Origin of the sequence: Mesorhizobium sp. ES1-3 (genome assembly GCF_020164795.1) — a bacterium.
Lineage (GTDB): Bacteria > Pseudomonadota > Alphaproteobacteria > Rhizobiales > Rhizobiaceae > Mesorhizobium.
This window is the reverse complement of sequence record NZ_JAIUGW010000024.1, coordinates 53,980-77,408: the sequence shown is the minus strand read 5'-3', so window position 1 is coordinate 77,408 and position 23,429 is coordinate 53,980. Positions and strand designations below refer to the sequence as shown.

24 protein-coding genes are annotated in these 23,429 nt (G+C 63.5%); 6 read left to right on the top strand and 18 right to left on the bottom strand.

Going from position 1 to position 23,429, the window contains the following annotated elements:
- The first annotated feature begins 53 nt into the window (after positions 1–53).
- A complete protein-coding gene (locus tag LB536_RS25340; RefSeq protein ID WP_140756420.1) occupies positions 54–1,241 on the top strand; it encodes a Gfo/Idh/MocA family protein in 1,188 nt (395 codons plus the stop codon).
- 33 nt (positions 1,242–1,274) lie between these two features.
- The gene (locus LB536_RS25335) at positions 1,275–2,126 is read left to right on the top strand and encodes a sugar phosphate isomerase/epimerase family protein (RefSeq protein WP_224597407.1); all 852 of its coding nucleotides are present in this window, start codon (positions 1,275–1,277) and stop codon (positions 2,124–2,126) included.
- A 227-nt stretch (positions 2,127–2,353) separates the two neighbouring features.
- On the opposite strand, the gene phnE (LB536_RS25330) is transcribed toward LB536_RS25335, so the two are convergent.
- The 9 genes from phnE (LB536_RS25330) to LB536_RS25290 all read right to left on the bottom strand — a co-directional run bounded on the left by phnE (LB536_RS25330) (position 2,354) and on the right by LB536_RS25290 (position 10,744).
- On the bottom strand, positions 2,354–3,721 hold the full coding sequence (gene phnE / locus LB536_RS25330) for a phosphonate ABC transporter, permease protein PhnE (protein WP_224597404.1): 1,368 nt from the start codon (positions 3,719–3,721) through the stop codon (positions 2,354–2,356).
- A gap of 3 nt (positions 3,722–3,724) precedes the next feature.
- Positions 3,725–4,681: a phosphonate ABC transporter, permease protein PhnE gene (gene phnE / locus LB536_RS25325; protein ID WP_140811607.1), complete on the bottom strand. Its 957-nt coding sequence runs from the start codon at positions 4,679–4,681 to the stop codon at positions 3,725–3,727.
- A gap of 58 nt (positions 4,682–4,739) precedes the next feature.
- The gene (gene phnD / locus LB536_RS25320; protein ID WP_224597399.1) at positions 4,740–5,648 is read right to left on the bottom strand and encodes a phosphonate ABC transporter substrate-binding protein; all 909 of its coding nucleotides are present in this window, start codon (positions 5,646–5,648) and stop codon (positions 4,740–4,742) included.
- A 109-nt stretch (positions 5,649–5,757) separates the two neighbouring features.
- Positions 5,758–6,615 (bottom strand): phosphonate ABC transporter ATP-binding protein, encoded by an 858-nt coding sequence (gene phnC, locus LB536_RS25315; RefSeq protein WP_224597396.1) that lies wholly within the window; start codon positions 6,613–6,615, stop codon positions 5,758–5,760.
- Positions 6,616–6,745: 130 nt separating this feature from the next.
- Positions 6,746–7,456 (bottom strand): DUF1868 domain-containing protein, encoded by a 711-nt coding sequence (locus LB536_RS25310; RefSeq protein ID WP_224597393.1) that lies wholly within the window; start codon positions 7,454–7,456, stop codon positions 6,746–6,748.
- 85 nt (positions 7,457–7,541) lie between these two features.
- Positions 7,542–8,159 carry a DapH/DapD/GlmU-related protein gene (locus LB536_RS25305; protein ID WP_224597391.1) on the bottom strand — a complete coding sequence of 206 codons (618 nt, stop codon included), beginning with the start codon at positions 8,157–8,159 and terminating at the stop codon, positions 7,542–7,544.
- Positions 8,156–8,863, bottom strand: a complete 708-nt coding sequence (gene phnL / locus LB536_RS25300) for a phosphonate C-P lyase system protein PhnL (protein WP_224597389.1) — start codon at positions 8,861–8,863, stop codon at positions 8,156–8,158. Before phnL ends, LB536_RS25305 begins: the two co-directional genes overlap by 4 nt.
- Positions 8,864–9,071: 208 nt before the next feature.
- Positions 9,072–9,848 (bottom strand): phosphonate C-P lyase system protein PhnK, encoded by a 777-nt coding sequence (gene phnK / locus LB536_RS25295; protein ID WP_224597386.1) that lies wholly within the window; start codon positions 9,846–9,848, stop codon positions 9,072–9,074.
- Complete coding sequence (locus tag LB536_RS25290; protein ID WP_224597384.1) at positions 9,845–10,744, bottom strand: alpha-D-ribose 1-methylphosphonate 5-phosphate C-P-lyase PhnJ; 900 nt, start codon at positions 10,742–10,744, stop codon at positions 9,845–9,847. Before LB536_RS25290 ends, phnK begins: the two co-directional genes overlap by 4 nt.
- A gap of 66 nt (positions 10,745–10,810) precedes the next feature.
- Here LB536_RS25290 and LB536_RS25285 point away from each other — a divergent pair, with 66 nt between their 5' ends.
- Complete coding sequence (locus LB536_RS25285; protein WP_224597381.1) at positions 10,811–11,023, top strand: hypothetical protein; 213 nt, start codon at positions 10,811–10,813, stop codon at positions 11,021–11,023.
- A gap of 2 nt (positions 11,024–11,025) precedes the next feature.
- Here LB536_RS25285 and LB536_RS25280 read toward each other — a convergent pair whose 3' ends face one another.
- Genes LB536_RS25280 through phnG form a run of 3 tightly spaced genes read right to left on the bottom strand, consistent with a single transcriptional unit; the run spans position 11,026 to position 13,213 of the window.
- Positions 11,026–12,138, bottom strand: a complete 1,113-nt coding sequence (locus LB536_RS25280) for a carbon-phosphorus lyase complex subunit PhnI (RefSeq protein WP_224597377.1) — start codon at positions 12,136–12,138, stop codon at positions 11,026–11,028.
- Between the two features lie 2 nt (positions 12,139–12,140).
- Positions 12,141–12,752 (bottom strand): phosphonate C-P lyase system protein PhnH, encoded by a 612-nt coding sequence (gene phnH / locus LB536_RS25275; RefSeq protein ID WP_224597375.1) that lies wholly within the window; start codon positions 12,750–12,752, stop codon positions 12,141–12,143.
- Positions 12,752–13,213 (bottom strand): phosphonate C-P lyase system protein PhnG, encoded by a 462-nt coding sequence (gene phnG, locus LB536_RS25270; RefSeq protein ID WP_224597372.1) that lies wholly within the window; start codon positions 13,211–13,213, stop codon positions 12,752–12,754. Before phnG ends, phnH begins: the two co-directional genes overlap by 1 nt.
- 118 nt (positions 13,214–13,331) lie before the next feature.
- Between phnG and phnF the strand changes: the two genes are divergently transcribed.
- Positions 13,332–14,081, top strand: a complete 750-nt coding sequence (phnF, locus tag LB536_RS25265; RefSeq protein ID WP_224597370.1) for a phosphonate metabolism transcriptional regulator PhnF — start codon at positions 13,332–13,334, stop codon at positions 14,079–14,081.
- Positions 14,082–14,083: 2 nt separating this feature from the next.
- Here phnF and LB536_RS25260 read toward each other — a convergent pair whose 3' ends face one another.
- From LB536_RS25260 to LB536_RS25235, 6 genes are all read right to left on the bottom strand, one after another.
- Positions 14,084–15,100, bottom strand: a complete 1,017-nt coding sequence (locus LB536_RS25260; RefSeq protein WP_224597367.1) for a zinc-binding alcohol dehydrogenase family protein — start codon at positions 15,098–15,100, stop codon at positions 14,084–14,086.
- A 71-nt stretch (positions 15,101–15,171) separates the two neighbouring features.
- A complete protein-coding gene (locus LB536_RS25255) occupies positions 15,172–16,140 on the bottom strand; it encodes an ABC transporter permease (protein ID WP_224597364.1) in 969 nt (322 codons plus the stop codon).
- A complete protein-coding gene (locus tag LB536_RS25250) occupies positions 16,137–17,690 on the bottom strand; it encodes a sugar ABC transporter ATP-binding protein (protein ID WP_224597361.1) in 1,554 nt (517 codons plus the stop codon). Before LB536_RS25250 ends, LB536_RS25255 begins: the two co-directional genes overlap by 4 nt.
- Before the next feature lie 156 nt (positions 17,691–17,846).
- Positions 17,847–18,839, bottom strand: coding sequence for an ABC transporter substrate-binding protein (locus tag LB536_RS25245; protein WP_224597358.1), 993 nt, complete (start codon positions 18,837–18,839; stop codon positions 17,847–17,849).
- Between the two features lie 342 nt (positions 18,840–19,181).
- On the bottom strand, positions 19,182–20,180 hold the full coding sequence (locus tag LB536_RS25240; RefSeq protein WP_140811590.1) for an aldo/keto reductase: 999 nt from the start codon (positions 20,178–20,180) through the stop codon (positions 19,182–19,184).
- A gap of 63 nt (positions 20,181–20,243) precedes the next feature.
- Complete coding sequence (locus LB536_RS25235; RefSeq protein ID WP_224597356.1) at positions 20,244–21,749, bottom strand: UxaA family hydrolase; 1,506 nt, start codon at positions 21,747–21,749, stop codon at positions 20,244–20,246.
- A 247-nt stretch (positions 21,750–21,996) separates the two neighbouring features.
- Here LB536_RS25235 and LB536_RS25230 point away from each other — a divergent pair, with 247 nt between their 5' ends.
- On the top strand, positions 21,997–22,914 hold the full coding sequence (locus tag LB536_RS25230) for a GntR family transcriptional regulator (RefSeq protein ID WP_224597355.1): 918 nt from the start codon (positions 21,997–21,999) through the stop codon (positions 22,912–22,914).
- Positions 22,915–23,009: 95 nt separating this feature from the next.
- Positions 23,010–23,366, top strand: coding sequence for a DUF2946 family protein (locus tag LB536_RS25225; RefSeq protein ID WP_224597439.1), 357 nt, complete (start codon positions 23,010–23,012; stop codon positions 23,364–23,366).
- Positions 23,367–23,429 lie beyond the last annotated feature (63 nt).

The window sequence follows — 23,429 nt, the reverse complement described above, 5'->3', positions numbered from 1 at the left end:
CACGGCTTTCGCTACCCCTCGGGGGAGGGGTATCTCATACGAGGGAGAAAAACATGGTTGGCGCATCGAAGTCGGAAACGGGAGGCGGCCCGATCCGCTACGGCATGGTCGGCGGCGGGCAGGGCGCCTTCATCGGCGCGGTGCACCGGATCGCGGCACGCATGGACAATGATTTCGTGCTGGTCGCGGGCGCCCTGTCGTCCGACCCGGCGCGCGCGAAAGCCTCCGCCGCCGAACTCGGGCTCGATCCCTCACGCAGCTATGCGTCCTACGCCGAAATGGCCAAGGCCGAGGCGAAGCGCCCGGATGGCATCGAGGCGGTGGCTATCGTCACCCCCAACAACGTGCATGTGCCGGCGGCCAAGGCTTTCCTGGAGGCAGGCATCCACGTCATCTGCGACAAGCCGCTGGCGACGACGCTGGCCGAAGCCAAGAAGCTCGCGGCGATAGTCGAGAAGACCGGCAAGGTGTTCGTACTCACCCACAATTACACGGCCTACCCGATGGTGCGGCAGGCCCGCGAAATGGTGGCCAAGGGCGTCCTCGGCGACATCCGCATCGTGCAGTCGGAGTATCCGCAGGACTGGCTGACCGAGGACCTCGCCGCCACCGGCCAGAAGCAGGCTTCATGGCGGGGCGACCCCAAGCAGGCGGGTGCCGGCGGTGCGCTCGGGGATATCGGCACCCATGCTTACAACCTCGCCCGCTTCGTCTGCGGGCTCGAACTCGACTCCCTGTCGGCCGATCTCGATGCCTTCGTGCCGGGCAGGCTGCTCGACGACAACGTCAATGTCATGCTGCGTTTCAAGCCGACGGGAAAAACGCATCCGGCCAAGGGCATGATCTGGGCAAGCCAGGTGGCGCCCGGTCATGAGAACGGCCTGAAGCTGCGCATCTACGGTTCGAAGGGCGGGCTGGAATGGGTGCAGGCCGATCCCAACTATCTCTGGTACACGCCGTTCGGCCAGCCGAAACAATTGATCACCCGCAACGGCGCCGGTGCGCTGCCGGTGGCAGGCCGTGTCAGCCGCGTTCCCTCAGGCCATCCCGAGGGCTATCTCGAAGGTTTCGCCAACATCTATCAAGAAGCAGCACGCGCCATCCGCGCGGCACGCAAGAAGGGCGGCAAGCCGGCAAAGGATGTCGTCTTCCCGACCATCCAGGACGGCGTCGAAGGCATGGCTTTCATCGAAGCCTGTGTGAAGTCTTCGAAGAAGAATGGGGCGTGGACCAAGCTATAAGGGGCGCCTAGCCAGCGGGAATGGGAGGGGTCGATGAAAATCGGCATGTGCATGTTCTTGTGGACGACGGCGGTGTCGAAGAAGCACGAGCCATTGCTTCGCGACATCAAGGCAACCGGCTTTGACGGTGTCGAAATCCCGATCTTCGCCGGCACGCCGGACGACTACAGGAAATTGGGTGAATTGCTCGACCGTATCGGGCTGCAGCGGACCGCCGTGTCAGCGATGGGGGATCCGGCGATGAACCTGATCGCGGCCGATGCGGCAACGCGCAAGGCTGGCGTCGACTACATGAAATGGGCCATCGATTGCGCCGATGCGCTTGGCGCCAGTACGCTGAGCGGACCGCTGCATTCGACGCTTGGCGCCTTTTCCGGAACCGGGCCGACAGCGGCCGAAAAGAAGCGCTCGATCGCCTCGCAGCGCGCCATCGGCGATCATGCCGGCAAGCGCAACGTCACCATCGGGCTCGAGGCGCTGAACCGCTTCGAATGCTATCTCCTCAACACCATGGCCGACCTGTCGGAGCATATCGACGCCATCGACCGGCCGCACATCAAGGCGATGTACGACACGTTCCACGCCAATATCGAGGAAGCCGACCCGATCGGCGCCTATACGAAGCACCGCAGGAATGTCGTGCATATCCACATATCGGAGAACGATCGCGGCGTGCCGGGGCGCGGCAACATTCCGTGGAAAGAGACTTTCGCGGCGATCCGCAAGAGCGGCTATGACGACTGGCTGACGATCGAGGCGTTCGGCCGCTCGCTCAAGGATTTGGCCGCGGCGACCAAGGTGTGGCGCGATTTTTCCGAGACGCCGGAAGCGGTGTACCGGGAGGGGTATAGGCATATCAAGAACGGGTGGAAGAAGGCCGCGTAGGAAGCCGATCACGTTGCGGCGGCGATCCTTCGCGCCCCCCTCTGTCCTGCCGGACATCTCCCCCACGAGGGGGAGATTGGCAGCTTCGCGGCCGTCGCTTTCTTGCAACGCTGGTGATTGGCGAAAGCACGGATGACATCCGATCTCCCCCCTCGTGGGGGAGATGCCCGGTAGGGCGGAGGGGGGCGCTGTCCCGCCGGCCTCTCGTCCGTTTCTATATTACAAAGCTATCCCTGCTTGGCCTGCAGCCTGTTGTAGTCGTGGATTGTGCGGCTCAGCCTGCGGCGCAGGAAGTTGGATATGTTGTCGAAGATGAAGACGACGAGCAGGATCAGCAGCACCATGTAGAAGACATTGGCCCAGTTGGAGTTGGTGCGCATCGCTTCCCACAGTTTCAGGCCGATGCCGCCGGCGCCGACGGCGCCGATGATCGTGGCGCCGCGGGTGTTGGATTCCCACTGGTAGAGCGTCTGGCTGATGAAGACCGGGATCACCTCAGGCATAACGCCGTAGCGCTGCACGAGGAGCCCGTTGGCGCCGGTCGAAAGCACCCCTTCGCGCGGTTTGTCGTCGATGTTCTCCAGACCTTCCGAATAGACTTTGCCGAGGGTGCCGATCTCGGTGAAGAAGATCGCGGCGCTGCCAGCCAGCGGGCCAGGGCCGAAGGCACGGGTGAAGAACAGCGCCCAGATCAGCATATCGACCGAGCGCATGAAGTCGAAGACGCGCTTGAGCACCTGGCCGAGCACGCCGCTCGGCGTGATGTTACGCGCCGCGAAGAATGCCAGCGGGAAGGCGACGATACCACCGAGCAGCGTGCCCAGGAAAGCCATGACGATGGTCTGCAAGAGCTTCGTCCAGACGTCGCCGTGCTGCCATTGGGCGTTGTTCCAGATGTTGTCGCCGGCCAGCGCGAGGTTCGAGGTGCCGGGCTTCAGTTCAGGCCCCGATACGATCAACGAGATCACTTCCCCCGCCGATTTGCCGAAGAAGGGCGAGCGTGTGTCGAAGACGAAGTTCGCCCAGCCGAGAAAGCGCTTGCGCACCTTGACGCGATCGACGGTGACGCGAACCTCGCCGACAAAGCCCATCTTGGCGACGATCTCATCGTCATGAACCGTCATCCAGTCGGGCACCGGGCCCGAGACTACAGGCTTGCCGCTGGTCAGGGCCACCGGCACTGTCTGTCCATGAGCGACAATCGTCGCATAGGTCTTGTCGAAGGTGATGGATTTGGCCTGGCCGTCGATCCGCACGGTGAAGGAACCGTCGGCATTCTTGATCACCCAATCCGGATTTGGATTGTCGCCCAGCGCCGAGAAACGCGGGTATTTGGGCGTAATCTCCGGCTGGTCGAGTCGGAATTCCGGTTGCAGATCGTAGCTGATCCACTGCGTCAGGAAGAGTGGCAGGCGCTCCCAGTGCGACTCGCGCAGCACTTGCGGCAGGCTGAAGAACCACAAGGCATAGACCAGGTAGAGGAGAGTGCCAATGAACAGGAGCAGCGGACCGAAGCGCTTGTAGGCCGGGCGCTGGAACACCTGCGGGTGGCGCGCCTCGATCGACAGAATCTCCTCGGCGGTCATGGTCGCCATGATTTACGCCCCCATCATAAAGGCTTGTTCGCCGACCAGCTTGCGGCGAAGCCAGGCGGAAAACTGGTCGATGATGAAGATGGTGGTGAACAGCAGCAGCACCAGCGCCAGCGTCTTGGCGCCGAAGCCGCGGGAGATGGAGAGCTTGAGTTCTTCGCCGATGCCGCCGCCGCCGACGGCGCCAATGATGGTCGAGGCCCGCACGTTGATCTCCACCCGCAGAAGCGTATAGGACACGAAATTGGGCAACACCTGCGGCAGGTCGGCGAAGCGCACCCGCTCGAACCAGTTGGCGCCGACCGCCGTCAGGCCTTCCTCGGCACGCATGTCGATGTTCTCGTTGATCTCGTAGAACAGCTTGCCGAGCGCGCCGATCGAATGCAGGCCGATGGCGATGATGGCAGCGATCGGACCTGTCGAGACGATGGCCGCGAAGAGGCCGGCGATGACGATCTCGGGAAAGGCGCGCAGCAATTCCATGAAACGCTTGACCACCAGCCGCAGAGCCGGATGGGGCGTCAGGTTGCGCGCCGCGATGAAGGAAAAAGGCACCGCGAGGATGAAGCCGATGAAGGTCGAGACCAGCGCCACGTTCACCGTGGTCAGCATCAGCTCGAAATATTCGGGGACGTAGAAACCGCCCCACACATAGACGCGGCCAAGCGGGAAGTTGAATTCCTGGGTGCCGGTATCATGCGGCGAGGCGATGTCGAACAGCGCCCGCCAGACGTCATTCCAGTCCTTCGGGACCAGCCAACTCAGGAAATCCAGTATGTGCGGCAGCCGGTCGAAGAAATGCCCGGCATTGGCTTCGTCGGCGAACCACATGCTGGAGAGCATCGCGGCAAGCAGCAGTCCGACGCCGAGCACGGTATAGAACCGGCGCAGCGACGTCTGGCGTCGCCATGCATCGGCCGTCTGGTGGGTGGCGCCGGAGGGGGTTGTCACGGAAAGGGTCATGATCGGAGATGCAAAAAGGGGCGGTACTTCGAAGTACCGCCCCTTTGCAATTTCGCCGTTAGCCGCCGATGGCTGCCTTACGGGCTTCGACGATGACCTTGTAGAAGTCCGGCTTCACCGGAACGTAGCCGGTGAAGTCGCCGCCTTCGACGCCTTCGAAGCAAGCCTTGTCCTTCTTGGGCAGATCGGTGAAGAAGGCGGCCAGCTTGGCGGTCATGTCGTCGCCTATCGCGGTGCGCACGACGAGCGGGCCGTTCGGGATCAGGCCCGAGCGCCAGACTTCGACGAAGTCGTTGGGGTCGACGGCGCCCTTGGCGACTTCCTTGTGGAAGGTGCCGGAGGTGTAGCCGTTCTTGAAGTCGCCGGTGCCCGAGGAATCGTCGACCGCGACGTCGACCTTGCCATCACGCACGGCCAGAACGTTGTTTTCGTGGCCGCCGTTGAACTGGGTCGAAGCGAAGAAGGCCTCGTTCGAGGCGCCGGTGGTCTTCGGAATCTGGGTCAGCGGGATCAGGTAGCCGGAGGTCGAATCCGGATCGGCATAGCCGAGCTTCTTGCCCTTGGCCGACTTGATGTCGGTGATCCCGGAGGTCTTCAGCGCCAGGCCGATAGAATAATAGCCGGTGGCGCCGTCGGTCTGCTTGGTGGTGAGGATCGGGGTAACCGCCTTCGGATCCTTGAGATAGACGCTGGCATAGCCGGAAGCGCCGAGTTCGGCGAAGTCGAGCGTGCCGCCGAGCAGGCCCTGGATGACGCCGTCATAGTCGGCGGCGGGGAACAGCGAAACTTTCTCGAAGCCGAACTCGGTCTTCAGATGATCGGCCAGGCACTGGTAGTTGCGCAGCCGGTCGGTTTCGTTTTCGCCACCGAGAATGCCGACGCGAAATTCCTTCATGTCGGCGGCGTGGGCCATACTGGTGGCCATGGCGAGCACCGAAACGGCACCGAAAACCATCTTCCTGAACATTGATATCTCTCCTGTAAGTTCCGGCCCCGCGCCGGCAGCGTTCTTGATCTTGACAAGTGCCCTTGACGCGGGCGGACGATCCAGGCTGCTCGCTATGCCCGTAATGGGCTCAGTATCCCGGAAATGCGGGTTCGAGCGGTCCGGCGGATGCGGCGATCTTCTGCTTGAAGGCTACGCTGGTGGAGGTGATGACCTCCGATATCTCGCCGCCATTGCTGTCGGCGCCGTAGACAAGACGCACGGCGTCGCGGTCGAGCTCTTCGGGCGGCCCGTCGAAGACGACCTTGCCGGCGGCCATGCCGATGACGCGGTTGCAATAGGTACGAGCGGTATCGAGCGTATGCAGGTTGGTGACGACGGTGATGCCTTCGCGCAGATTGATGTCCTGCAGCGAATCCATCACCACCTTGGCGTTGAGCGGGTCGAGCGAGGCGATCGGCTCGTCGGCGAGGATCACCCTGGGCTGCTGCATCATGGCGCGGGCGATGGCGACGCGCTGCTGCTGGCCGCCAGACAAGGTGCCGGCCGGCTGAAGTGCCGTACGGGCGATGTCGAGCCGCTCGAGCGCGGCGACCGCCTCTGCGCACTCGGCGCGCGAGAACATGCCGAGAAGGTTGGACAGGGTCGAGCGGTGGTTCAGTTTGCCGAGCAGCACGTTGGTCAGTACGTCGAGGCGCGGCACCAGGTTGAACTGCTGGAAGATCATGGCGCAATCGCGCTGCCAGCGCCGCAAGGGCGAGCCGCGCAACTGGGAAACCTCCGCCCCGTCAAAAAAAATCGACCCCTGGCTGGGGTCGACAAGACGGTTGATCATGCGAAGAAGCGTCGATTTGCCGGCGCCCGAACGACCGATGACGCCAACCATCTGCCCCTGCGGGATCGAGATGTTGATGTCACTGACGGCGGTGTTCTTGCCAAATCGTCGGCTGACGCCGCGGATTTCGAGCGTGGCAGAGCTTGCTGACATGGGCTGGTTCCAGTCCGGTCCATATTGATCGTCAGGCTCTCGCCTAACGCAGCCACATGAACCTGCCGTGTCGCCGGCATGTCAGTTTTGTTACGCTCCACAGATACGACGGTCGGCGTCCTGCTGGCGATCAGCCAAGCACCAGCAATTCCTCGAAATGTTTCATGTCGCGGAATGCGCAGAAGGCGGGGGCCTTGATCTCGATCACCGGAGCCTGCCGCGCGAAAAGCGCCAGGCAATCGTCGAACAGCGCCTGCCATGCGGCAGCGCTGTCGTCGGCGAGACGCTGGATCTGGTAGGCGAAGGTGATGTGAAAGAGGTAATTGTCGTGGTCGGGGTGCCGGTAGCCGAACGGCACAGTCAGAGCATCGCGCCATGCACGCATGATGCGCATGTCCTCGTCGGTCGCGCCGGCAACGGTGAGGCCGGTCGGCAGAACTTCGACCACCTTGATGTTGAACGGGCCGGCGCCCTGGAAACCCTTCAGGCGTTCCAGATAGAGGCGGGTCATGGCGTCGATGCTGGTGTCGAGCGGCACGTCCCGTGGCCAGTAAGGCAAGCGGCGGCGATATTCGATGACGCCCTGGAACAGCGTCATGTGCAGGCTGGAGACGGGTGTAAAGGCGAGGCGGTCGACGTCCGACATTGCCAGCATCTTCTCGCGCACGGCCAGCACCACCGCTTCGGAGGGCGAGCCGCCGACCAGATGGCTGACGACGGTGTTGCCGGGCTCGAGGAGAAAGTTGCCCGATCCATCGTAGCGCGTGCCAAGATGCGCCGGCGGCGTCGGATTGGAGCCGGCAAAGAATCCGGTGAGCGAGGGTCTGACGGTGTCGAGCATGGCGATCTCCTTGGGAGATGGCGTCCTGTCCGAATCGTATGTCAGGGATATGAACAGGCTCGCCCTATGACGATGATCTGATGCTCTACCCTTCGTATTTCTCCAGGAACGCCTCGGCGGACAGTTCGCGGAAATCGTCGAGCGAGGCACGTAGCCTCGCATGGTCCCAGTCCCACCAGGCCAGCGCCTGGTAGCGCTCGGCGATGCGACGGTCGAAGCGCTCGCGGATCGGCTTGGCCGGCACGCCGGCGACGATGGTGTAAGGGGCGACATCCCTGGAGACCACCGCACCGGCGCCGACTGCCGCACCATCGCCGACGGTGACGCCGGGCAGGACGGTCGAGCCGTGGCCGAGCCAGGTGTCGTGGCCGATGATGACACGCTTGGCGCGACGCTCAGCGAAGAATTCGCTCTCATGCTCGGCGTCGTCCCAATAGTCCGAGGCGCGATAGGTGAAGTGGTGCAGCGTCGGCCGCCAGGTCGGGTGGTTGGTGGCGTTGAGGCGGACGCTTGCCGCGATGTTGGCGAACTTGCCGATCGTCGCGCACCAGACGGCGCAGTCCTGCATCATGTAGGAATAGTCGCCGAGTTCGCTTTCCGAGACCCGGCTGCGGTCGGCGATCTCGGTCCAGCGGCCGAGCGTCGAGCTGTGTACCTCCGCCGTCGGGTGGACCAGCGGCGTTTCCGACAATTTCCTGGTCATGCGGCGAGCTTTCCCGGGGCGAAGGCAGTGACGTCGATGACGCGGTCGGCCACTGCTTCCCGCACATCGTGGTCGTGGAAGATACCGAGCAAGGCGGCGCCTGCCGCCTTCTTGGCTGCGATGAGTTCGATCACCACGTCGCGGTTGGTCGCGTCGAGCGATGCGGTCGGCTCGTCGAGCAGCAGGATCGGATGTTCGGTGATGAAACCGCGCGCGATGTTGACGCGCTGCTGCTCGCCGCCGGAGAAGGTTGCCGGCGGCAGTGCCCATAGTTTTTCCGGCAGGTTGAGTTGCGACAGCAAGGTACGAGCTTTCTCCCGCCCGGTCTCGCGATCCTCGCCGCGTTCGACCAGCGGTTCGGCGACGACATCGAGAGCCGAGACGCGCGGCACGGTGCGCAGGAACTGACTGACATAGCCGATCGTTTGCCGGCGAACGGAAAGCACGGTGCGCGGGCTGGCATGGGCAAGGTCGATCAGTCCGTCCTCGTGCATGACGATGATCTGGCCCTCGTCGACGGCGTAGTTGCCATAGAGCATCTTCAGGATCGAGCTCTTGCCGGCACCGGACGGACCACCGAGCACGGTGCATTCACCCGCCTTGATCGAGAAGGAAACGCCAGCGACGACAGGCAGTTTGATGCCGTCACGCAGATGCATGGTGAAGCTTTTCGCGACGTCGGAGACAACGAGAGGGGTCGGCATCAGAAGGTTCTCCAACCGTCAATCGTCGGCGGGACAGCGCCCCCCTCTGCCTTGCCAGGCATCTCCCCCTCAAGGGGGGAGATCGGCTGTCGCATTCGTCGTCGCCAATCCTCTGCGTTGTAGAATAGGCGGGACATGGAAACTGCCAATCTCCCCCCTTGAGGGGGAGATGTCCGGCAGGACAGAGGGGGGTGTTCAAGCGCCATCGTCAAACCTGCAAAATCGAAGAAACCAGCAATTGCGTGTAGGGCGCGCGCGGGTCGTCGAGCACGCGGTCGGTGAGGCCGCTTTCGACGACGCGGCCGTCCTTCATCACCATCATGCGCTGCGACAGAAGCCGCGCCACGGCGAGGTCGTGGGTGACGACTATGGCCGCAAGGCCAAGATCGGTGACCAGACCGCGCAAGAGATCAAGCAGGCGCGCCTGCACCGAGACATCGAGGCCGCCGGTCGGCTCGTCCATGAACACCAGCCGTGGCCCGGTGACGAGATTGCGGGCGATCTGCAGGCGCTGGCGCATGCCGCCGGAAAAGGCACGGGGTTCGTCGTCGATGCGGTCTTCCTCGACCTCGACGCGAGACAGCCAGTCGACAGCCGTGGCGCGGATCTTGCCGTAATGGCGGTCGCCGACCGCCATCAGACGCTCGCCGACATTGGCGCCGGCCGACACCGTCATGCGCAGGCCATCGGCGGGGTTCTGATGGACAAAGCCCCAGTCGGTGCGCATTAGGAAGCGGCGCTCGGCCTCGCTCATGCGGTAGAGCTCGCGGAACTGACCGTCGCGCATGCGGTAGCTGGCGGTGCCGGAGGAGGGCAGCAGCCGCGTCGACAGGCAGTTGAGCAGCGTCGTCTTGCCGGAGCCGGATTCGCCCACGACCGCCAGAACCTCGCCCGGCCACAGGTCGAAGGAGACGTTGTCGCAGCCGACCCGCGAGCCATAGAATTTGGAGAGCGCGAAGACGCGCAGCAGCGGTTCGTCGGTCATTGTGCCGGCTCCAAATTTTCCGCGGCGAGATCGGTTTCCGGGGCAAGGTGGCCGCGATGGCCTTCTTCACGCCGCTTCTCGCAGTAATCGGTGTCGGAGCAGACGAACATGTGGCCGCCATGGTCGTCGAGGATGACCTCGTCGAGATAGACATTCTCGGCCGCGCACAGCGCGCAGGGCTGGTCGAAAGTCTGCACTTCGAACGGATGATCCTCGAAGTCGAGGCTGACGACATCGGTGAAGGGCGGCACGGCATAGATGCGCTTTTCGCGGCCGGCGCCGAACAGCTGCAAAGCCGGCGAGCGGTGCATCTTGGGGTTGTCGAATTTCGGCGTCGGCGAAGGGTCCATCACATAGCGGCCCTCGACCTTGACCGGATAGGCATAGGTGGTGGCGATGCGGCCGTGCTTGGCGATGTCCTCGTAGAGCTTCACATGCATGAGACCGTATTCCTCCAGCGCATGCATTTTCCGCGTCTCGGTCTCGCGCGGCTCGAGGAAGCGCAGCGGTTCGGGAATCGGCACCTGGTAGACCAGCACCTGGCCAGCCGTCAGCGGCTGTTCAGGGATGCGGTGGCGGGTCTGGATGATGGTGGCAGTGGCGGTATCGGTTGTTACCGCGACATTGGCGACCTTCTTGAAGAAGGCGCGGATCGAGACCGCATTGGTAGTGTCGTCGGCGCCCTGGTCGATGACCTTCAGCACGTCATCGGGGCCGATGATCGAGGCGGTGACCTGGACGCCGCCGGTGCCCCAGCCATAAGGCATCGGCATTTCGCGCGAGGCGAACGGCACCTGGTAGCCGGGGATGGCGATGCCCTTGAGGATCGCGCGACGGATCATCCGCTTGGTCTGCTCGTCGAGATAGGCGAAGTTGTAGGTGGCGATGTCGGCCATGGCGATCACATCCGCTTTGTGCTATTGAATTGACGTCCAGGACGCGGGAAGCAGGGGCGAATTCAGATGACCCAAACCGGTTGGATGCATCTCGGAATTCTGCTGCTGGTGTTTGTCGGCGCGGTTGCCTTTGTCCTTCGACGCATGGTTCTGCCCGCACCGAAAGAAGGCGCGCAAGGTGAGACTGTTGCCGGTAGCAAAGGGTTCAACGAGGCACATAGTGGCCACTACAGTGCTGGTCATAGTGGCGGTGCCGATAGTGGGCATGGCGGCAGCTAGGATCATTCCGCCGCCTCCCTTTTCTCTTCGACCTTCGCTGGATTTTCGCGGGCCTCATACTCGGCGCGCATGCGGCGCACGAGGTCGAGCTCGGCCTGGAAGTCGACATAGTGCGGCAGCTTCAAATGCTCGACGAAGCCGGTCGCCTGGACATTGTCGGAGTGCGAGATGACGAACTCCTCGTCCTGCGCGGCGGCGACGATGTCCTCGCCGAGTTCCGAGGCGCGCAGGGCGCGGTCGCAGAGCGCCATGGCCATCGCCTTACGTTCGCTCTGGCCGAAGACGAGGCCGTAGCCGCGGGTGAATTGCGGCGGCGCCTTGGCCGAGCCCTTGAACTGGTTGACCATCTGGCATTCGGTGACCCGCACCGTGCCGAGCGGCACGGCGAAAGGCAGTTCGGGCACGTCGAGTTCCAGCTCAACCTCGCCGATGCGGATCTCGCCGACGAAGGGATGGTTGCGGGCATAGCCGCGCTGCGTGGAATAGCCGAGCGCCAACAGAAAACCCTCGTCACCGCGCGACAGCGCCTGCAGGCGGATGTCGCGCGCCATCGGGAATTCCAGCGGCTCACGGGTGATGTCGCCGGGAATGTGGTCCTGCGGCATGTCGCCATCGGGCTCGATCAGGCCTTCGCGAGCAAGGATGGCCGAGACACGCGGCATGGGCTCGGCCTCGCCGGCGCGCTGCAACGGTTCGGCGACATCGGCGCCGGCGGCAAGCTCCGGGTCGAGCAGGCGGTGGGTGTAGTCGAAAGTCGGACCAAGCAGCTGGCCGCCAGGCAGGTCCTTGTAGGTCGCCGAGACGCGCCGTTCGACCAGCATCGCGCTGGTGTCGATCGGGCTGGTGTAACCGAAGCGCGGCAGGGTGGTGCGGTAGGCGCGCACCAGGAAGATCGCCTCGATCATGTCGCCGCGGGCCTGGACGATAGCTAGCGCGGCGAGTTCACGGTCATAGAGCGAGCCTTCGCTCATCACCCTGTCGACGCCGAGCGCCAGTTGTTCGACAATCTGGTCAAGGCGCAGCGCCGGCACCGAGCGGTCGCCGCGCCGGCGGTCGGCAAGCAGGCTGTGAGCGTTGGCAATTGCGGCTTCGCCACCTTTGACCGCGACATACATCTTCAAGCCTCCATCGTCTTGATGCGCGTCGTGCGCGGCAGGCAGGTTATGCCGTCCGATGTGGCGAGGATGATGTCGACGCCACGAGGAAAGCGCTTGTTGTTTTGCTTCCACTGCTCGACGAAATGGCGCGGCATCTGGGCCGGTGCGATCGTGGCGCTGGTTTCGATGCCGGGGCCTTCCAGCAACAGCGGGGCCCCTGAAGCGAGGTCGCCGACCTGCAGGATCAGCGTCGTCGATCGGTCGGGATAGTCCTGCGTGCCCTGCGAAAAGCCATCGATCGCCATCATCTCGGCGGGCATGGCAATAAACGCGAAATGCGCGTCGGCTGATGTGTTGGCCAGCGGTGCGCCCGTGTGGAAACCAAGCCAGGAGCTGATCGCCACGGAGGCATGCAGTGCCGGGTCGAGCCAGAGCGGCGTGTCGTTGTCGCACAGCGCCAGGGCAATGGCGCCTGATGTTGCCGAAAGCGGCGCCGGCGGGCGGGCCAGGGCCGGTAATGGCTGGACACTGCCCGGCCGCGCCATGGCATCCATGAGGGCCCGAAACACGGCCTGGGCGTTGAAGACCGGATCGGCGAAACCGCCTTCGATCGATTGCGCAGCGATATCCATCAATCTTCTCCGCGAACCATGGTGAAGAAATCCACCTTCGTTGCCGCCGTCTCGGCGCGGCGTTTTTCGTGGGCAGCGGTCAGAGCCGAGCGCAGGGGCGCAATGAGCCCGGTCTCGACCTCGGTGCGGCGGGTAGGGTCCTGCCAGAGCGCGTCGGCGATGGCTGCAAGCTTCGCCTTCTGCTTGTCGCGGCCAAGCGCGTAGCAATGGCCTACTTGCCCGGATGGCAGCCGGACCGTGGCACGAGTGATGGTCGCTTCGCCGACATTGAAGGGCGCGCCGCCGCCGCCGATGCGGCCGCGCAGCGTGACCAGGCCGGTCTCGGGGCCGCGCAGCAATTCGGCTTTCGAAGGCAGGCCGGCCTCGTTCCAGAGCCGCACGATGTCATCGCCGCTCGATTGCGCCAGCGTCGCCATGGCGGCTTTGCGCTCGGCCTGATCGCGGGCTTCCTGTCCTCGCATCGCCAACTTTCCTCTTCGCTAAATTTGTCTATTGATATAGACAACTATACAAATTATACATATTACCTAACGCGAGTCCATGACGGGTGCGTGACAGGATTGGCCGGGGGGCAAAAACATGATCGGGCAGCAGGTGGCCGACAGCATCGAGCGGCGCAGCGGTGTTTCACTGTGGCGCCAGATCGCCGACAGGATCCTGCAATCGATTGCCAGCGGCGACTTCGCCGAGAATGCCGCGCTGCCGCCCGAGGTCGCGCTGGCCGAGCGCTACGGCGTCAACCGTCACACCGTACGCAGCGCCATATCGGCGCTCGTGCAGGAGGGCGTATTGCGGGCCGAGCAGGGACGCGGCACCTTCGTCTTGTCGCGCAAGCGGCTGTCCTATCCGATCGGCGCGCGGACACGCTTTTCGACTGGCCTGCAGGGGCAGACGTCGGAACGGCACATCGTACTGCTCTCCTCATCGAACGAGCCCGCCAGCCAGCGCGTTGCCGAAGGGCTCGGTTTGGCCCGGGGTGCCGGGGTAATCAGGTTGGAAACGCGCGGCGAGGCCGACGGACGACCGGTGTCGCGCGCCGCCGCCTGGTTCGAGGGGAGGCGCTTTGCCGGCATCGACAAGGCGATGGCGCAGACCGGTTCGATCACCGCGTCGCTCGCCCGTTTCGGTATCGACGATTATCTCAGGCAGTCGACGGTGCTGTCGGCGCGCCACGCGGACGCCGCCGATCTTGCCGACCTCGACCTGCAGCCCGGCGCCATCGTGCTGGTCACGGTGGCGGTCAACGTCACGCCTGACGGCCAGCCGATCCAGTTTTCCGAATCGCGCTTCCCTGCCGAGCGAGTGGAGCTGAAGCTATCGGCGCTGTAAGGCTATCCGATCTCGATCACGGCCTTGATCAGGCCCGACTTTTCGTGCGCCCAGCGTGCGAGATCCCCTGGCGTATCGGCCAGCGTGGTGCGGTGGGTGACGAGCTTGGCTAGCGGCACGGCCCCATTGCGGATCGAGGCGGCGACATGATCGAAGTCGGCGCGCAACGCATTGCGGCTGCCGATCAATGTCATTTCGCGCTTGTGGAACTCAGGGTCGGAAAAGACGATGTCGTCCTTGACGACGCTGACCAGCACCAGCGTGCCGCCATGCGCGACATGGGCGAAGGCCGATTGCACGGACCGGGTGTTGCCGGTGGCATCGAAGACCGCGTCGAAGCCTTCGCCGTCGGTCGCATCACGCACCAGATCTGACACGGGTGCTTGCGAGCCGTCGAGAATCGAAAAGCCGAGCTCACTCGCGGCGAAGGCCAGTCTTTCGCTGCTCATGTCGAGAAGTGTCACGTCGAGCCCGGCAATGCGTGCGAAGATGGCGGTGCCAAGCCCAATCGGACCGGCGCCGATGACCAGCGCGCGTCCACCGGGCTCGGAACGCGCGCGGCGCACGGCATGCGCGCCGATGGCCAGGAATTCGACGGCGGCGGCGTCGGCGAGCGACAGCCCGTTTGTGGGATAAAGGTTCTGCGCCGGCACCAGGATGCGTTCGCACATGGCGCCGTCGCGATGCACGCCGAGCACTTCGATCCTGACACAGCAATTTGGCTTGCCGTGCCGACAGGCGATGCATTGGCCGCAGGAGAGATAGGGGTTGATGATCACCGGTTCGCCGACCGCAAGACCGACTCCTTCGCCGACTTCGACGACGGTGCCGGAGACTTCGTGGCCCATGATGCGGGGGTAAGCGAGGAAAGGATGCTTGCCCTCGAAGATGTGATAGTCGGTGCCGCAGATGCCGACATGGCTGACCGCGACCAGCGCCCAGCCGGGGGGCGGCGAGCCGGGAGCAGGGCGGTCCTCCAGGATAAGCTCGCCTGGCGAGCGGCAGACGACGGCTTTCATGCTTCAATCCACTCTGTCATGAAATCGCCGGCCTGTTTCCGACAGGGCCGGCGATCGATTTTGGTCTGTCGCTACTTGCCGCCGCGGCGGCGCAGGCCATCGAAATAGACGATGACGATGATCAGCACGCCGGTGATGACACGCTGCCAGAAGGCGTTGACGTTGAGCAGGTTGGCGCCGTTGTTGATGGTGGCGAGAATGAAGGCGCCGAGCAGTGGCCCGTGCACCGAGCCGACCGCGCCGAACAGTGAGGTGCCGCCGATCACCGACGAGGCGATCGCCTGCAGTTCCCATCCTTCGGCCTGGGTCGGATTGCCGATGCCGATGCGCGAAGCCAAGAGCACACCGACGAACGCCGCGCAGAGACCCGACAGCGTGTAGGCCATGAAGATGGTGCGCTGGACATTGACGCCGGACAGGCGCGAGGCCTCGGCGTTCGACCCGACCGAGAACAGGTACCGGCCCCAGCGGCTGTGATGCAGGAAGACATAGGCGGGTATGCCGACCAGCAGGACCATCCAGAACAGATTGGGGATGCCGAGGAAGGAGTTGCGCGAGAATTCCTGGAAAGCATCATTGTTGATCGAAATCGAATTGCCGTTGGTCATCAAAAGGCCAATGCCGCGCAGCGACGTCAGGGTCGCCAGCGTGATGATGAAGGGCGGCAGGCCCATCTTGACGATGCCAAAACCATGGAAGAGGCCGATGGCGACGCCGACCAGCAGGGTGAGCAGGATGGCGAGGAAGACCGGGACGCCGGCATTGATCAGCATCGCGGCGATGACGGTTGCGAAGCCGACCACGGCGCCGACGGACAGATCGATGCCGCCGGTGATGATGACGAAGGTCTGGCCGACAGCCAAAATGGCGATCATCGAACCCTGACGCAGCAGATTCGAGATGTTGTTGGCCGACGCGAAGCTCGACGTGGAGAACGACAGAATGACCCACAGCAGCACCAGCAGCGCCAGCAGCGTCAGTCCAAACAGTGCGTTGTAATTGCGCTTCGGTTTTTCGGCAGGAATCGCCTCGGTGCTCATGTCTTTCCTCCCAGCTTTTCTTGTTTCTCGGCGAGCGCCTGTGTGAGAATGTCCTCGTGATCGGCGGTGTGGAACCCGTGCGTGGCCACCAACTTGCCGCGGCGGAACACGTGCAGCGTGTCGGCCAGTTCATAGACTTCCGGCAAATAGGACGAGATCAGGATGATGCCCGCGCCCTTCGACAAGAGCGCGCTGAACAGGCGGTAGATCTCCGCCTTGGTGCCGACGTCTACGCCGACCGTCGGCTCGTCGAAGATGAACAGCTTGGCGCCGTGCGCCAGCCATTTGCCGATGACGATCTTCTGCTGATTGCCGCCCGACAGGCTGGAAGCCAACGCATGGCGCGTCGGCGTCTTGATCCTGAGGCCTGCGATCTGGCGGTCGGCCTCGGCCTTCTCTTTCGCGTTCGAGATCAAAAGATTGCTGGAGATGCGCTTGTAGATCGGCAGGTTGAGGTTGACGCCAACCGGCAAATTGAGACAAAGGCCCTGGTCGCGGCGGCTTTCCGGCGCCAGCGCCATGCCGAGCTTGATCGCGTCATGCTCGGAGTTGATCTGGACATCCTTGCCTTCCCACAGGATCTGGCCGGCCGACTTCTTGTGCCGGCCGTAGAGCGTGGTGACAAATTCGCTGCGTCCAGCGCCGATCAGGCCGTAGAGCCCGACGATCTCGCCGGCACGGACTGTCATCGACACGTTTTCGAAGCCCTTGCCCGAGAGGTTTCTGGCCTCGACGATCGCGGCACCCGGAGTGAAATGCTCCTTGTGGTAGATTTGTTCGATCGAACGGTTGATCATCAGCTTGACGAGTTCGGCGTCATTGGTCTCGCTGATGTTCCTGGTGCCGACCAGCGTGCCATCGCGCAGCACCGAAACACGATCGGCGAGTTCGAACACTTCCTCCATGCGGTGACTGATGTAGATGATCGTCACGCCCTCGGACTTCAGGCGGCGGATCAGAGTGAAGAGCTGGTCGGCCTCCTTGCGGGTCAGGTAAGCGGTCGGCTCGTCGAAGATCAGGAATTTGGTGCCGCGCACGGTGGCGCGGGCGGCGGCGATCAGCTGCTGCTGGCCGATGGTCAGATCGCCCAATGTGACATGCGCCGGCAAGTCGAAGCCGAGATCGTCGATGATCTTCTGCGCCTCCCTGACCATGGCGCGCTGCTGCAGGATGCCGAAGCGCGAATTCTCCTCGCCGAGGAACATGTTGGCGGCGACGGTCAGATGACGACAGAGCACGACCTCCTGGTGGACAGCGTTGATGCCGAGCGCCATCGCCTCATGCGGGGTCGCCAGTGCAGCCGGTTGGCCCTCCCAGATCACTTCTCCGGAGGTGCGCGGCATGACGCCGGTCAAAAGCTTGATGAGCGTGGATTTGCCGGCGCCGTTCTCGCCGACGATGGCGTGGATCTCGCCTGCCTTGAAGGCGAGGTCCACCGGCTTCAAGGCGTGAGTGCCGGGATAGCGCTTTTCCAGCCCGCGCAATTCGAGGATGGTCCCGCCGGGCTCCAGCACGGGAGCCGGATGCAATTCGTGCGCCGTCGGCGTCATGGCGATCCTCCCAGATTGGCCTCGCGGCTGGCACCCGGCGAGGCTGTGATCGTCTTTTCAAACAGCCTAGCCAAAGCCGGCCGATTGCCAAGCCGCTCGTGGCGGCGGATGTTTCCGGGGCGCGAGGCCCCGGAAACGGTTTTGAACACCGGCTGCTTAGAGCTTCGGATTGAGCAGCGCGTCGATCTTGGGGTCCTTCATATTGGCCTTGGTCACCAGATTGGCGCCAGTGTCGACATTTGCCTCCACCTTCTCGCCCTTCGAGGCGGCGAGCGCCGTCTTGATGCCGTCATAGCCCATCCGGTACGGATCCTGAACGACGAGGCCGGAAATGACGCCGTCATTGAGGAACTTGATCAGCTTCTCGTCGCTGTCGAAGCCGATCAACCCGACCTTGCCGGCAAGTTTGTTCTCGGCGATCGCCTGACCGACGCCTTGCGCCATGATCAGGTTTGACGCGAAGATGCCCTTCAGGTCCGGATTGGCGGTGATCAGGTCGGTCGCGATGTTGAGGCCGGTGGTGGCCTGGCCGTCGGCGTATTTGTCGGCGATCAGTTCGAGGCCGGGATACTTGGCCTTGAGCTGTTCCTTGAAGCCTTGCGCGCGCTGTTCGAGCGAGCCGGCGCCGGGGAGCGCGGTGATAAGCGCAACCTTGCCCTCGACCTTGCCGCCGTTGGCGGCGCCGATCGCGGCGGCGAGACCGTCAGCGGCGACGCGGCCGCCCTGCACGTTGTCGGTGGTCAGGAACGATGTGAAGGCCTTGGAGTCGGCACCCGAGTCGATGCCGATGACCTTGACCTTGGTCGCGGCTTCGTCGATCGGCTTGCCGAGCGCCTTGGCTTCGGTCGGTGCGATGACGACGGCGGCCGGGTTGCCGGCGACGGCGTTCTCGAGGATGGAGATCTGGCCGTTGACGTCGGTCTCAGCCTGGGCGCCGAGTTCCGGCACGTTGACGCCGAGGTCCTTGCCGGCCTTGCGGGCGCCGGCCAGAACGATCTGCCAGTAGAAGGACGTGGTATCCTTGACGATGATCGGAATGGTCACGTCCGCCGCCGAAACCGGTGCGCTATGCATGACGCCGGCGAGCATTGAGGCTGCCGCCAGGGCCATGACGGCGCGGCGGTTGAGAATGCTGGTCACGAATTTCATGGGATCCTCCCTAAGTCGCCTGGTGAACGTTACGGAAGCTCGGTTCGGATAGGCGTGGCCCAAACAGAACTTTATCAATAAAAAACAGTTGCACTGTTTTGATAGTGCATCGTTCCGGCCGATGCAAGCGGTGTTTCCAGTCAGTCCTCCCAAAGGCCTGACAACGATTCACCTACCGGCGCGGCTCCTCTCCAGTCTTAGTCAGGCGCTCCCGTTTCCGTTCTACGGAAGCATGGAATATTAATTCCATACAGCAGTCAACATGGAATGTTCATTCTTTTCTGAGGTCGCAACATTGTGAAGCCGACCCGCGACCCTGTGCACATTGCGACGGTGCGCGCTTCAAGACAGTTTCTGCACCACCGTGTAGGGACGATACTTGGCATATTCCGTCTCCGGCACGTCGATATCGAGCAGCTCGAGGTTGCGTGTCAGGTTCGCCAATCTTGCGGTACCGGTCAGCACGGTGGCAACTGCAGGTTCGTGCAAAGGAAACTGAAACGCGGCCGCCGCCAGCGGATAACCGCCTTCACCGGCGATCTTCTCCATGGCGTCGACACGGTCGAGAACGTCGCGGCTGGCGGGTTGGTAGTCGAAATGCGCGCCCTGCACCGGCCCGGTCGCCAATATGCCCGAGTTGAAAACGCCGCCGATGACCAGCGACGTCTGTTGCGCACGGCACAGCGGCAGCAGTTCGGCTTCCGCGCTGCGGTCGAGCAAGGAATAACGGCTGGCGAGCAGGATGCAGTCGAGCGGCGCCCGGCGCATCACGTCGAGGCAGATCTGGACTTCGTTGACGCCGAGCCCGTAGGCCGAAATCGTGCCGGCCCGCTTCAGCTCCTCGAGCGCCTTGAGCCCGCCGTCCATCAACTGGCGAAAGTGCAGTTTGGTCTTCTCGACACCATGCGTGTAAACGCCGATGTCGTGCACATACAGGATGTCTATCCTGTTTAGCCCAAGCCGCGCATAGCTGAAGTCGACCGACCGCATGATGCCGTCATAGGAATAGTCGTAGTCGAGCGCGAAGGGTAGCGGATCGACATAGGAATGGTCCGGCACCTGGTCTTCCGGCACCGGGCGGAACAGGCGGCCGACCTTGGTCGACAGCACGTAGGAATCACGTGGTTTGTAGCGCAGGAAATCGCCGAAGCGACGCTCCGACAGGCCGAAACCGTAGAAGGGCGCGGTGTCGAAATAGCGCAGGCCGGCTTCCCATGCGCCTTGCAGCGTTTCCATCGCCGCTTCGCGCGAACAGGCCCGGTAGAGGCCGCCGATCGCAGCGCCGCCGAAGCTGATCTCGGTGACCTCCAGTGCCGTCTGGCCGATGCGGCGTCTTTTCATGCATAACCTCCCCGTGGCCGACCGTTGTGCGGGTCGGCAAGTTTACCAGACATGCGTCGAAAACTAGAGCGTCGCGCCGAGATGCCAGGGCACGAACTCGTTGTCGCCGTAGCCAAAATCCTCGCTCTTGGTCTTGCGGCCCGAAGCCGTCTCGACGATCAGTTCGAAGATCTCGCGGCCCATGCCGGCAATGGTCTTTTCGCCGGAGGCGATGACGCCGCAATTGACGTCCATGTCCTCTTCCATCTGGTGATACATGGTCGAGTTGGTGGCGACCTTGATCGAGGGTGTCGGCCGGCAGCCGAAGCAGGAACCGCGGCCGGTGGTGAAGACGATGACATTGGCGCCGCCCGCCACCTGACCGGTGGCCGAGACCGGGTCGTAACCGGGCGTGTCCATGAACACCAGCCCGTTGCCGGTGACCTTCTCGGCATAGCCGAACACGCCGTTGAGCGGCGTCTGGCCGCCCTTGGCGACCGCACCGAGCGACTTTTCCAGGATGGTGGTGAGGCCGCCGCGCTTGTTGCCGGGCGACGGGTTGTTGTCGATCGAGGCGCCATGCTTGGCGACGTGATCTTCCCACCATTTCACATAGCCATCGAGTTTCTTGGCGATCTCGGGGCTTGCGGCGCGATAGGCGAGCAGGTGCTCGGCGCCGTAGATTTCTGTCGTCTCGGAAAGGATGCCGATGCCGCCGACGCCGGCCAGGATGTCGACGGCCGCGCCCAGCGCCGGATTGGCCGTGATGCCCGACATGCCGTCGGAGCCGCCGCATTGCAGGCCGACGACGATCTCGCTGACCGGAATCGGCTCGCGCTTCAACTGGCCGACTTCCTCGGCGATCTCGGCCAGCACGCCCATCGCTTTTTCCACCGATTTGCGCGACCCACCGGCATCCTGGATGTTGAAGTGGCGCTTGCCGGCGGCGGCACCCTTCTGGCCGTAGAGGGTAAGCTGGTTGACCTCGCAGCCGAGGCCGACCATCAGCACGCCGCCGAAATTCGGGTGGCGGGCATAGCCGGCCAAGGTCCGGTGCAGCACCATCATGCCGTCGCCTGTGGCGCTCATGCCGCAACCCTGGCCATGGACGATCGGCACGAAGCCATCGATGCCGGGATATTTCGGCAGCAAGGTCCGGTTGGCGGTGTCGGCGATCGAATGGCAGACGGTGGCCGAGCAATTGACGCTGGCGATGATGCCGATGAAGTTGCGCGTGCCGGCGCGGCCATCGGCGCGGCGATAGCCCATGAAGGTGCGGGCGCGGTCGGCTTCGGTTGCGTGCTCGGCCTCGCTCGGCGGCACCACCGGCAGCCGGCCGGCCTCGAAGACCAGATTGTGCGAATGGACATGCTCGCCCGGCGCGATGTCCTGTGTGGCGCGGCCGATCGCCTGGGCGTATTTGACCACGGCTTCACCCGCGGCAATCGGCTTGATCGCCACCTTGTGGCCAGGCTCGATGACGGCGGCAGCGAGCGCGCCGCCCGGCAGCGCGGTGCCGATCTCGATACGGCCATTGGCGACGGCGACGTTGTCGGCGGGAGACAGAAGGATGGTGTTCGAGACGTTCACGGGCGTTTCCTGGGTGATCCTGGGATGCGCGGATTGACACGCGCCTGTTAAGAGTTAATGTCTTTTATCGTGAAAAAACAGTTTTGCGTCAATTGTTTTTTCGCTGCGGTTCCGCCCTGGGCAAGTGGTGGCGCTGGAAACAATGAGCCGGACCCAGAGAAAGAGATTCCTGCTTTTCAGGGTTCTGGGAACGTCATATTGCGCTTCAAGCCGGCCGCTGCAAGCGCCGGCATGAATGGGTCAGGGGATGTCGAAGAGCAACAACGTCTACAAGGACGCCTACAACCGCTGCCTCAGGCTGCTCGACGAGACGCGCAGCCTGCCGTCGGAACCTGAGCTGGGTGTGCTGCTCGGCGTCAGCCGCACGACCGTGCGCAGCATCCTGGCGCGCATGGAGGAAACCGGGCTGATCGCCTGGAACAAGCGCGCCAAGACGGTGCTGCGCGACCCGCGTCCCGATGACTTCTTTCCCGAGGAAGAGACCGACACACTGGCTGAGATCATCGAGCGGTCGTTCATGCGCAGGCTGCTGGCCGGCGGCGCCGAAGCCGGCATGCAGATCAACGAGCTCGAACTGGCGCGCGAGATCGGCGTCGGCACCACCAGCGTGCGCGAGTTTCTGATCCGCTTCTCCCGTTTCGGCCTGATCGAAAAACGCCGCAACAGCCATTGGGTGCTGAAGGGTTTTACGCGGGCCTTCGCGCTGGAACTGACCGAGATCCGCGAAATGTTCGAATTGCGTTCGGCCGCCGCCTTCACCGCGCTGCCGCTGGACAGTCCGGTCTGGGGTGATCTCGACCGGCTGGAGGAGGAACACCGCGTTCTGGCACGCGAGATCGCGACGCGCTTCAATGAGTTCTCGGAACTGGACGAGCGCCTCCACCGGCTCATCCATCGCGCCTCGCGCAACCGCTTCATCGTCGATTTCTACGACGTCATCGCCATGATCTTCCACTACCACTACCAGTGGAACAAGGCGCAGGAGCGCGAGCGCAACGAAGTCGCGATCGGCGAGCATCTCGCCTATATCGAGGCACTCAAGTCGCGCGACCTCGGCAAAGTCGATGCAGCCTGCCGCAAGCACCTGAAGTCGGCACGCCAGACATTGCTGACCTCGATCCCGGAAAGCCGGCCGTCCTTGAGTGCCGCGTTGCCGCAGCATTGAATTGCCGATTTTCGACCTGCCGCTCCCGTGATAGGTATCCTTTCAGGATTGCTTTAGAGGCAGATGGTTTGAACAGCCCGGGGAGACCGTGGAGCATACCGGTCGCGCTTGTCGCGGCCTATCTGCTGTTGCTCCAGTCCACACTTGGTGCGTTCGCTTTCAGCACCGGGCCGAGTGCCGCGCAACTCGATGCCTTCGGCAACGTCATCTGTACCCACGACGGCGCCACCCAGCTTCCCGGCGGCGACCAGCATCCATCCCATCTGCCGGCCTGCTGCACACTCGGCTGCAGCATGTTTTCTCCAACCTATGCGCCGCCGCCCGATGCCGGGCTTGCGCTTGCGTCCCTGTCCTTCGAGATCGTCGCCTTCGTCTTCCCGGCGACCACGCATCTCGACTTCGCCCGCGAACGGTCCCCGTCGAACCCGCGCGCGCCGCCACTGGCGGCTTGAGCCTGCTTGCTTGCGGAACCTTTCGCGAGCGTACTCATCCAAGATCAAACCATTCGTGACCGG

What these genes read in the sequence shown, in the direction of transcription:
- LB536_RS25340 (WP_140756420.1), top strand. Translation starts at nt 54, where the DNA reads ATGGTTGGCGCATCGAAGTCGGAAACGGGAGGCGGCCCGATCCGCTAC.
- LB536_RS25335 (WP_224597407.1), top strand. Translation starts at nt 1,275, where the DNA reads ATGAAAATCGGCATGTGCATGTTCTTGTGGACGACGGCGGTGTCGAAG.
- phnE (WP_224597404.1), bottom strand. Translation starts at nt 3,721, where the DNA reads ATGGCGACCATGACCGCCGAGGAGATTCTGTCGATCGAGGCGCGCCAC.
- phnE (WP_140811607.1), bottom strand. Translation starts at nt 4,681, where the DNA reads ATGACCCTTTCCGTGACAACCCCCTCCGGCGCCACCCACCAGACGGCC.
- phnD (WP_224597399.1), bottom strand. Translation starts at nt 5,648, where the DNA reads ATGTTCAGGAAGATGGTTTTCGGTGCCGTTTCGGTGCTCGCCATGGCC.
- phnC (WP_224597396.1), bottom strand. Translation starts at nt 6,615, where the DNA reads ATGTCAGCAAGCTCTGCCACGCTCGAAATCCGCGGCGTCAGCCGACGA.
- LB536_RS25310 (WP_224597393.1), bottom strand. Translation starts at nt 7,456, where the DNA reads ATGCTCGACACCGTCAGACCCTCGCTCACCGGATTCTTTGCCGGCTCC.
- LB536_RS25305 (WP_224597391.1), bottom strand. Translation starts at nt 8,159, where the DNA reads ATGACCAGGAAATTGTCGGAAACGCCGCTGGTCCACCCGACGGCGGAG.
- phnL (WP_224597389.1), bottom strand. Translation starts at nt 8,863, where the DNA reads ATGCCGACCCCTCTCGTTGTCTCCGACGTCGCGAAAAGCTTCACCATG.
- phnK (WP_224597386.1), bottom strand. Translation starts at nt 9,848, where the DNA reads ATGACCGACGAACCGCTGCTGCGCGTCTTCGCGCTCTCCAAATTCTAT.
- LB536_RS25290 (WP_224597384.1), bottom strand. Translation starts at nt 10,744, where the DNA reads ATGGCCGACATCGCCACCTACAACTTCGCCTATCTCGACGAGCAGACC.
- LB536_RS25285 (WP_224597381.1), top strand. Translation starts at nt 10,811, where the DNA reads ATGACCCAAACCGGTTGGATGCATCTCGGAATTCTGCTGCTGGTGTTT.
- LB536_RS25280 (WP_224597377.1), bottom strand. Translation starts at nt 12,138, where the DNA reads ATGTATGTCGCGGTCAAAGGTGGCGAAGCCGCAATTGCCAACGCTCAC.
- phnH (WP_224597375.1), bottom strand. Translation starts at nt 12,752, where the DNA reads ATGGATATCGCTGCGCAATCGATCGAAGGCGGTTTCGCCGATCCGGTC.
- phnG (WP_224597372.1), bottom strand. Translation starts at nt 13,213, where the DNA reads ATGCGAGGACAGGAAGCCCGCGATCAGGCCGAGCGCAAAGCCGCCATG.
- phnF (WP_224597370.1), top strand. Translation starts at nt 13,332, where the DNA reads ATGATCGGGCAGCAGGTGGCCGACAGCATCGAGCGGCGCAGCGGTGTT.
- LB536_RS25260 (WP_224597367.1), bottom strand. Translation starts at nt 15,100, where the DNA reads ATGAAAGCCGTCGTCTGCCGCTCGCCAGGCGAGCTTATCCTGGAGGAC.
- LB536_RS25255 (WP_224597364.1), bottom strand. Translation starts at nt 16,140, where the DNA reads ATGAGCACCGAGGCGATTCCTGCCGAAAAACCGAAGCGCAATTACAAC.
- LB536_RS25250 (WP_224597361.1), bottom strand. Translation starts at nt 17,690, where the DNA reads ATGACGCCGACGGCGCACGAATTGCATCCGGCTCCCGTGCTGGAGCCC.
- LB536_RS25245 (WP_224597358.1), bottom strand. Translation starts at nt 18,839, where the DNA reads ATGAAATTCGTGACCAGCATTCTCAACCGCCGCGCCGTCATGGCCCTG.
- LB536_RS25240 (WP_140811590.1), bottom strand. Translation starts at nt 20,180, where the DNA reads ATGAAAAGACGCCGCATCGGCCAGACGGCACTGGAGGTCACCGAGATC.
- LB536_RS25230 (WP_224597355.1), top strand. Translation starts at nt 21,997, where the DNA reads ATGTCGAAGAGCAACAACGTCTACAAGGACGCCTACAACCGCTGCCTC.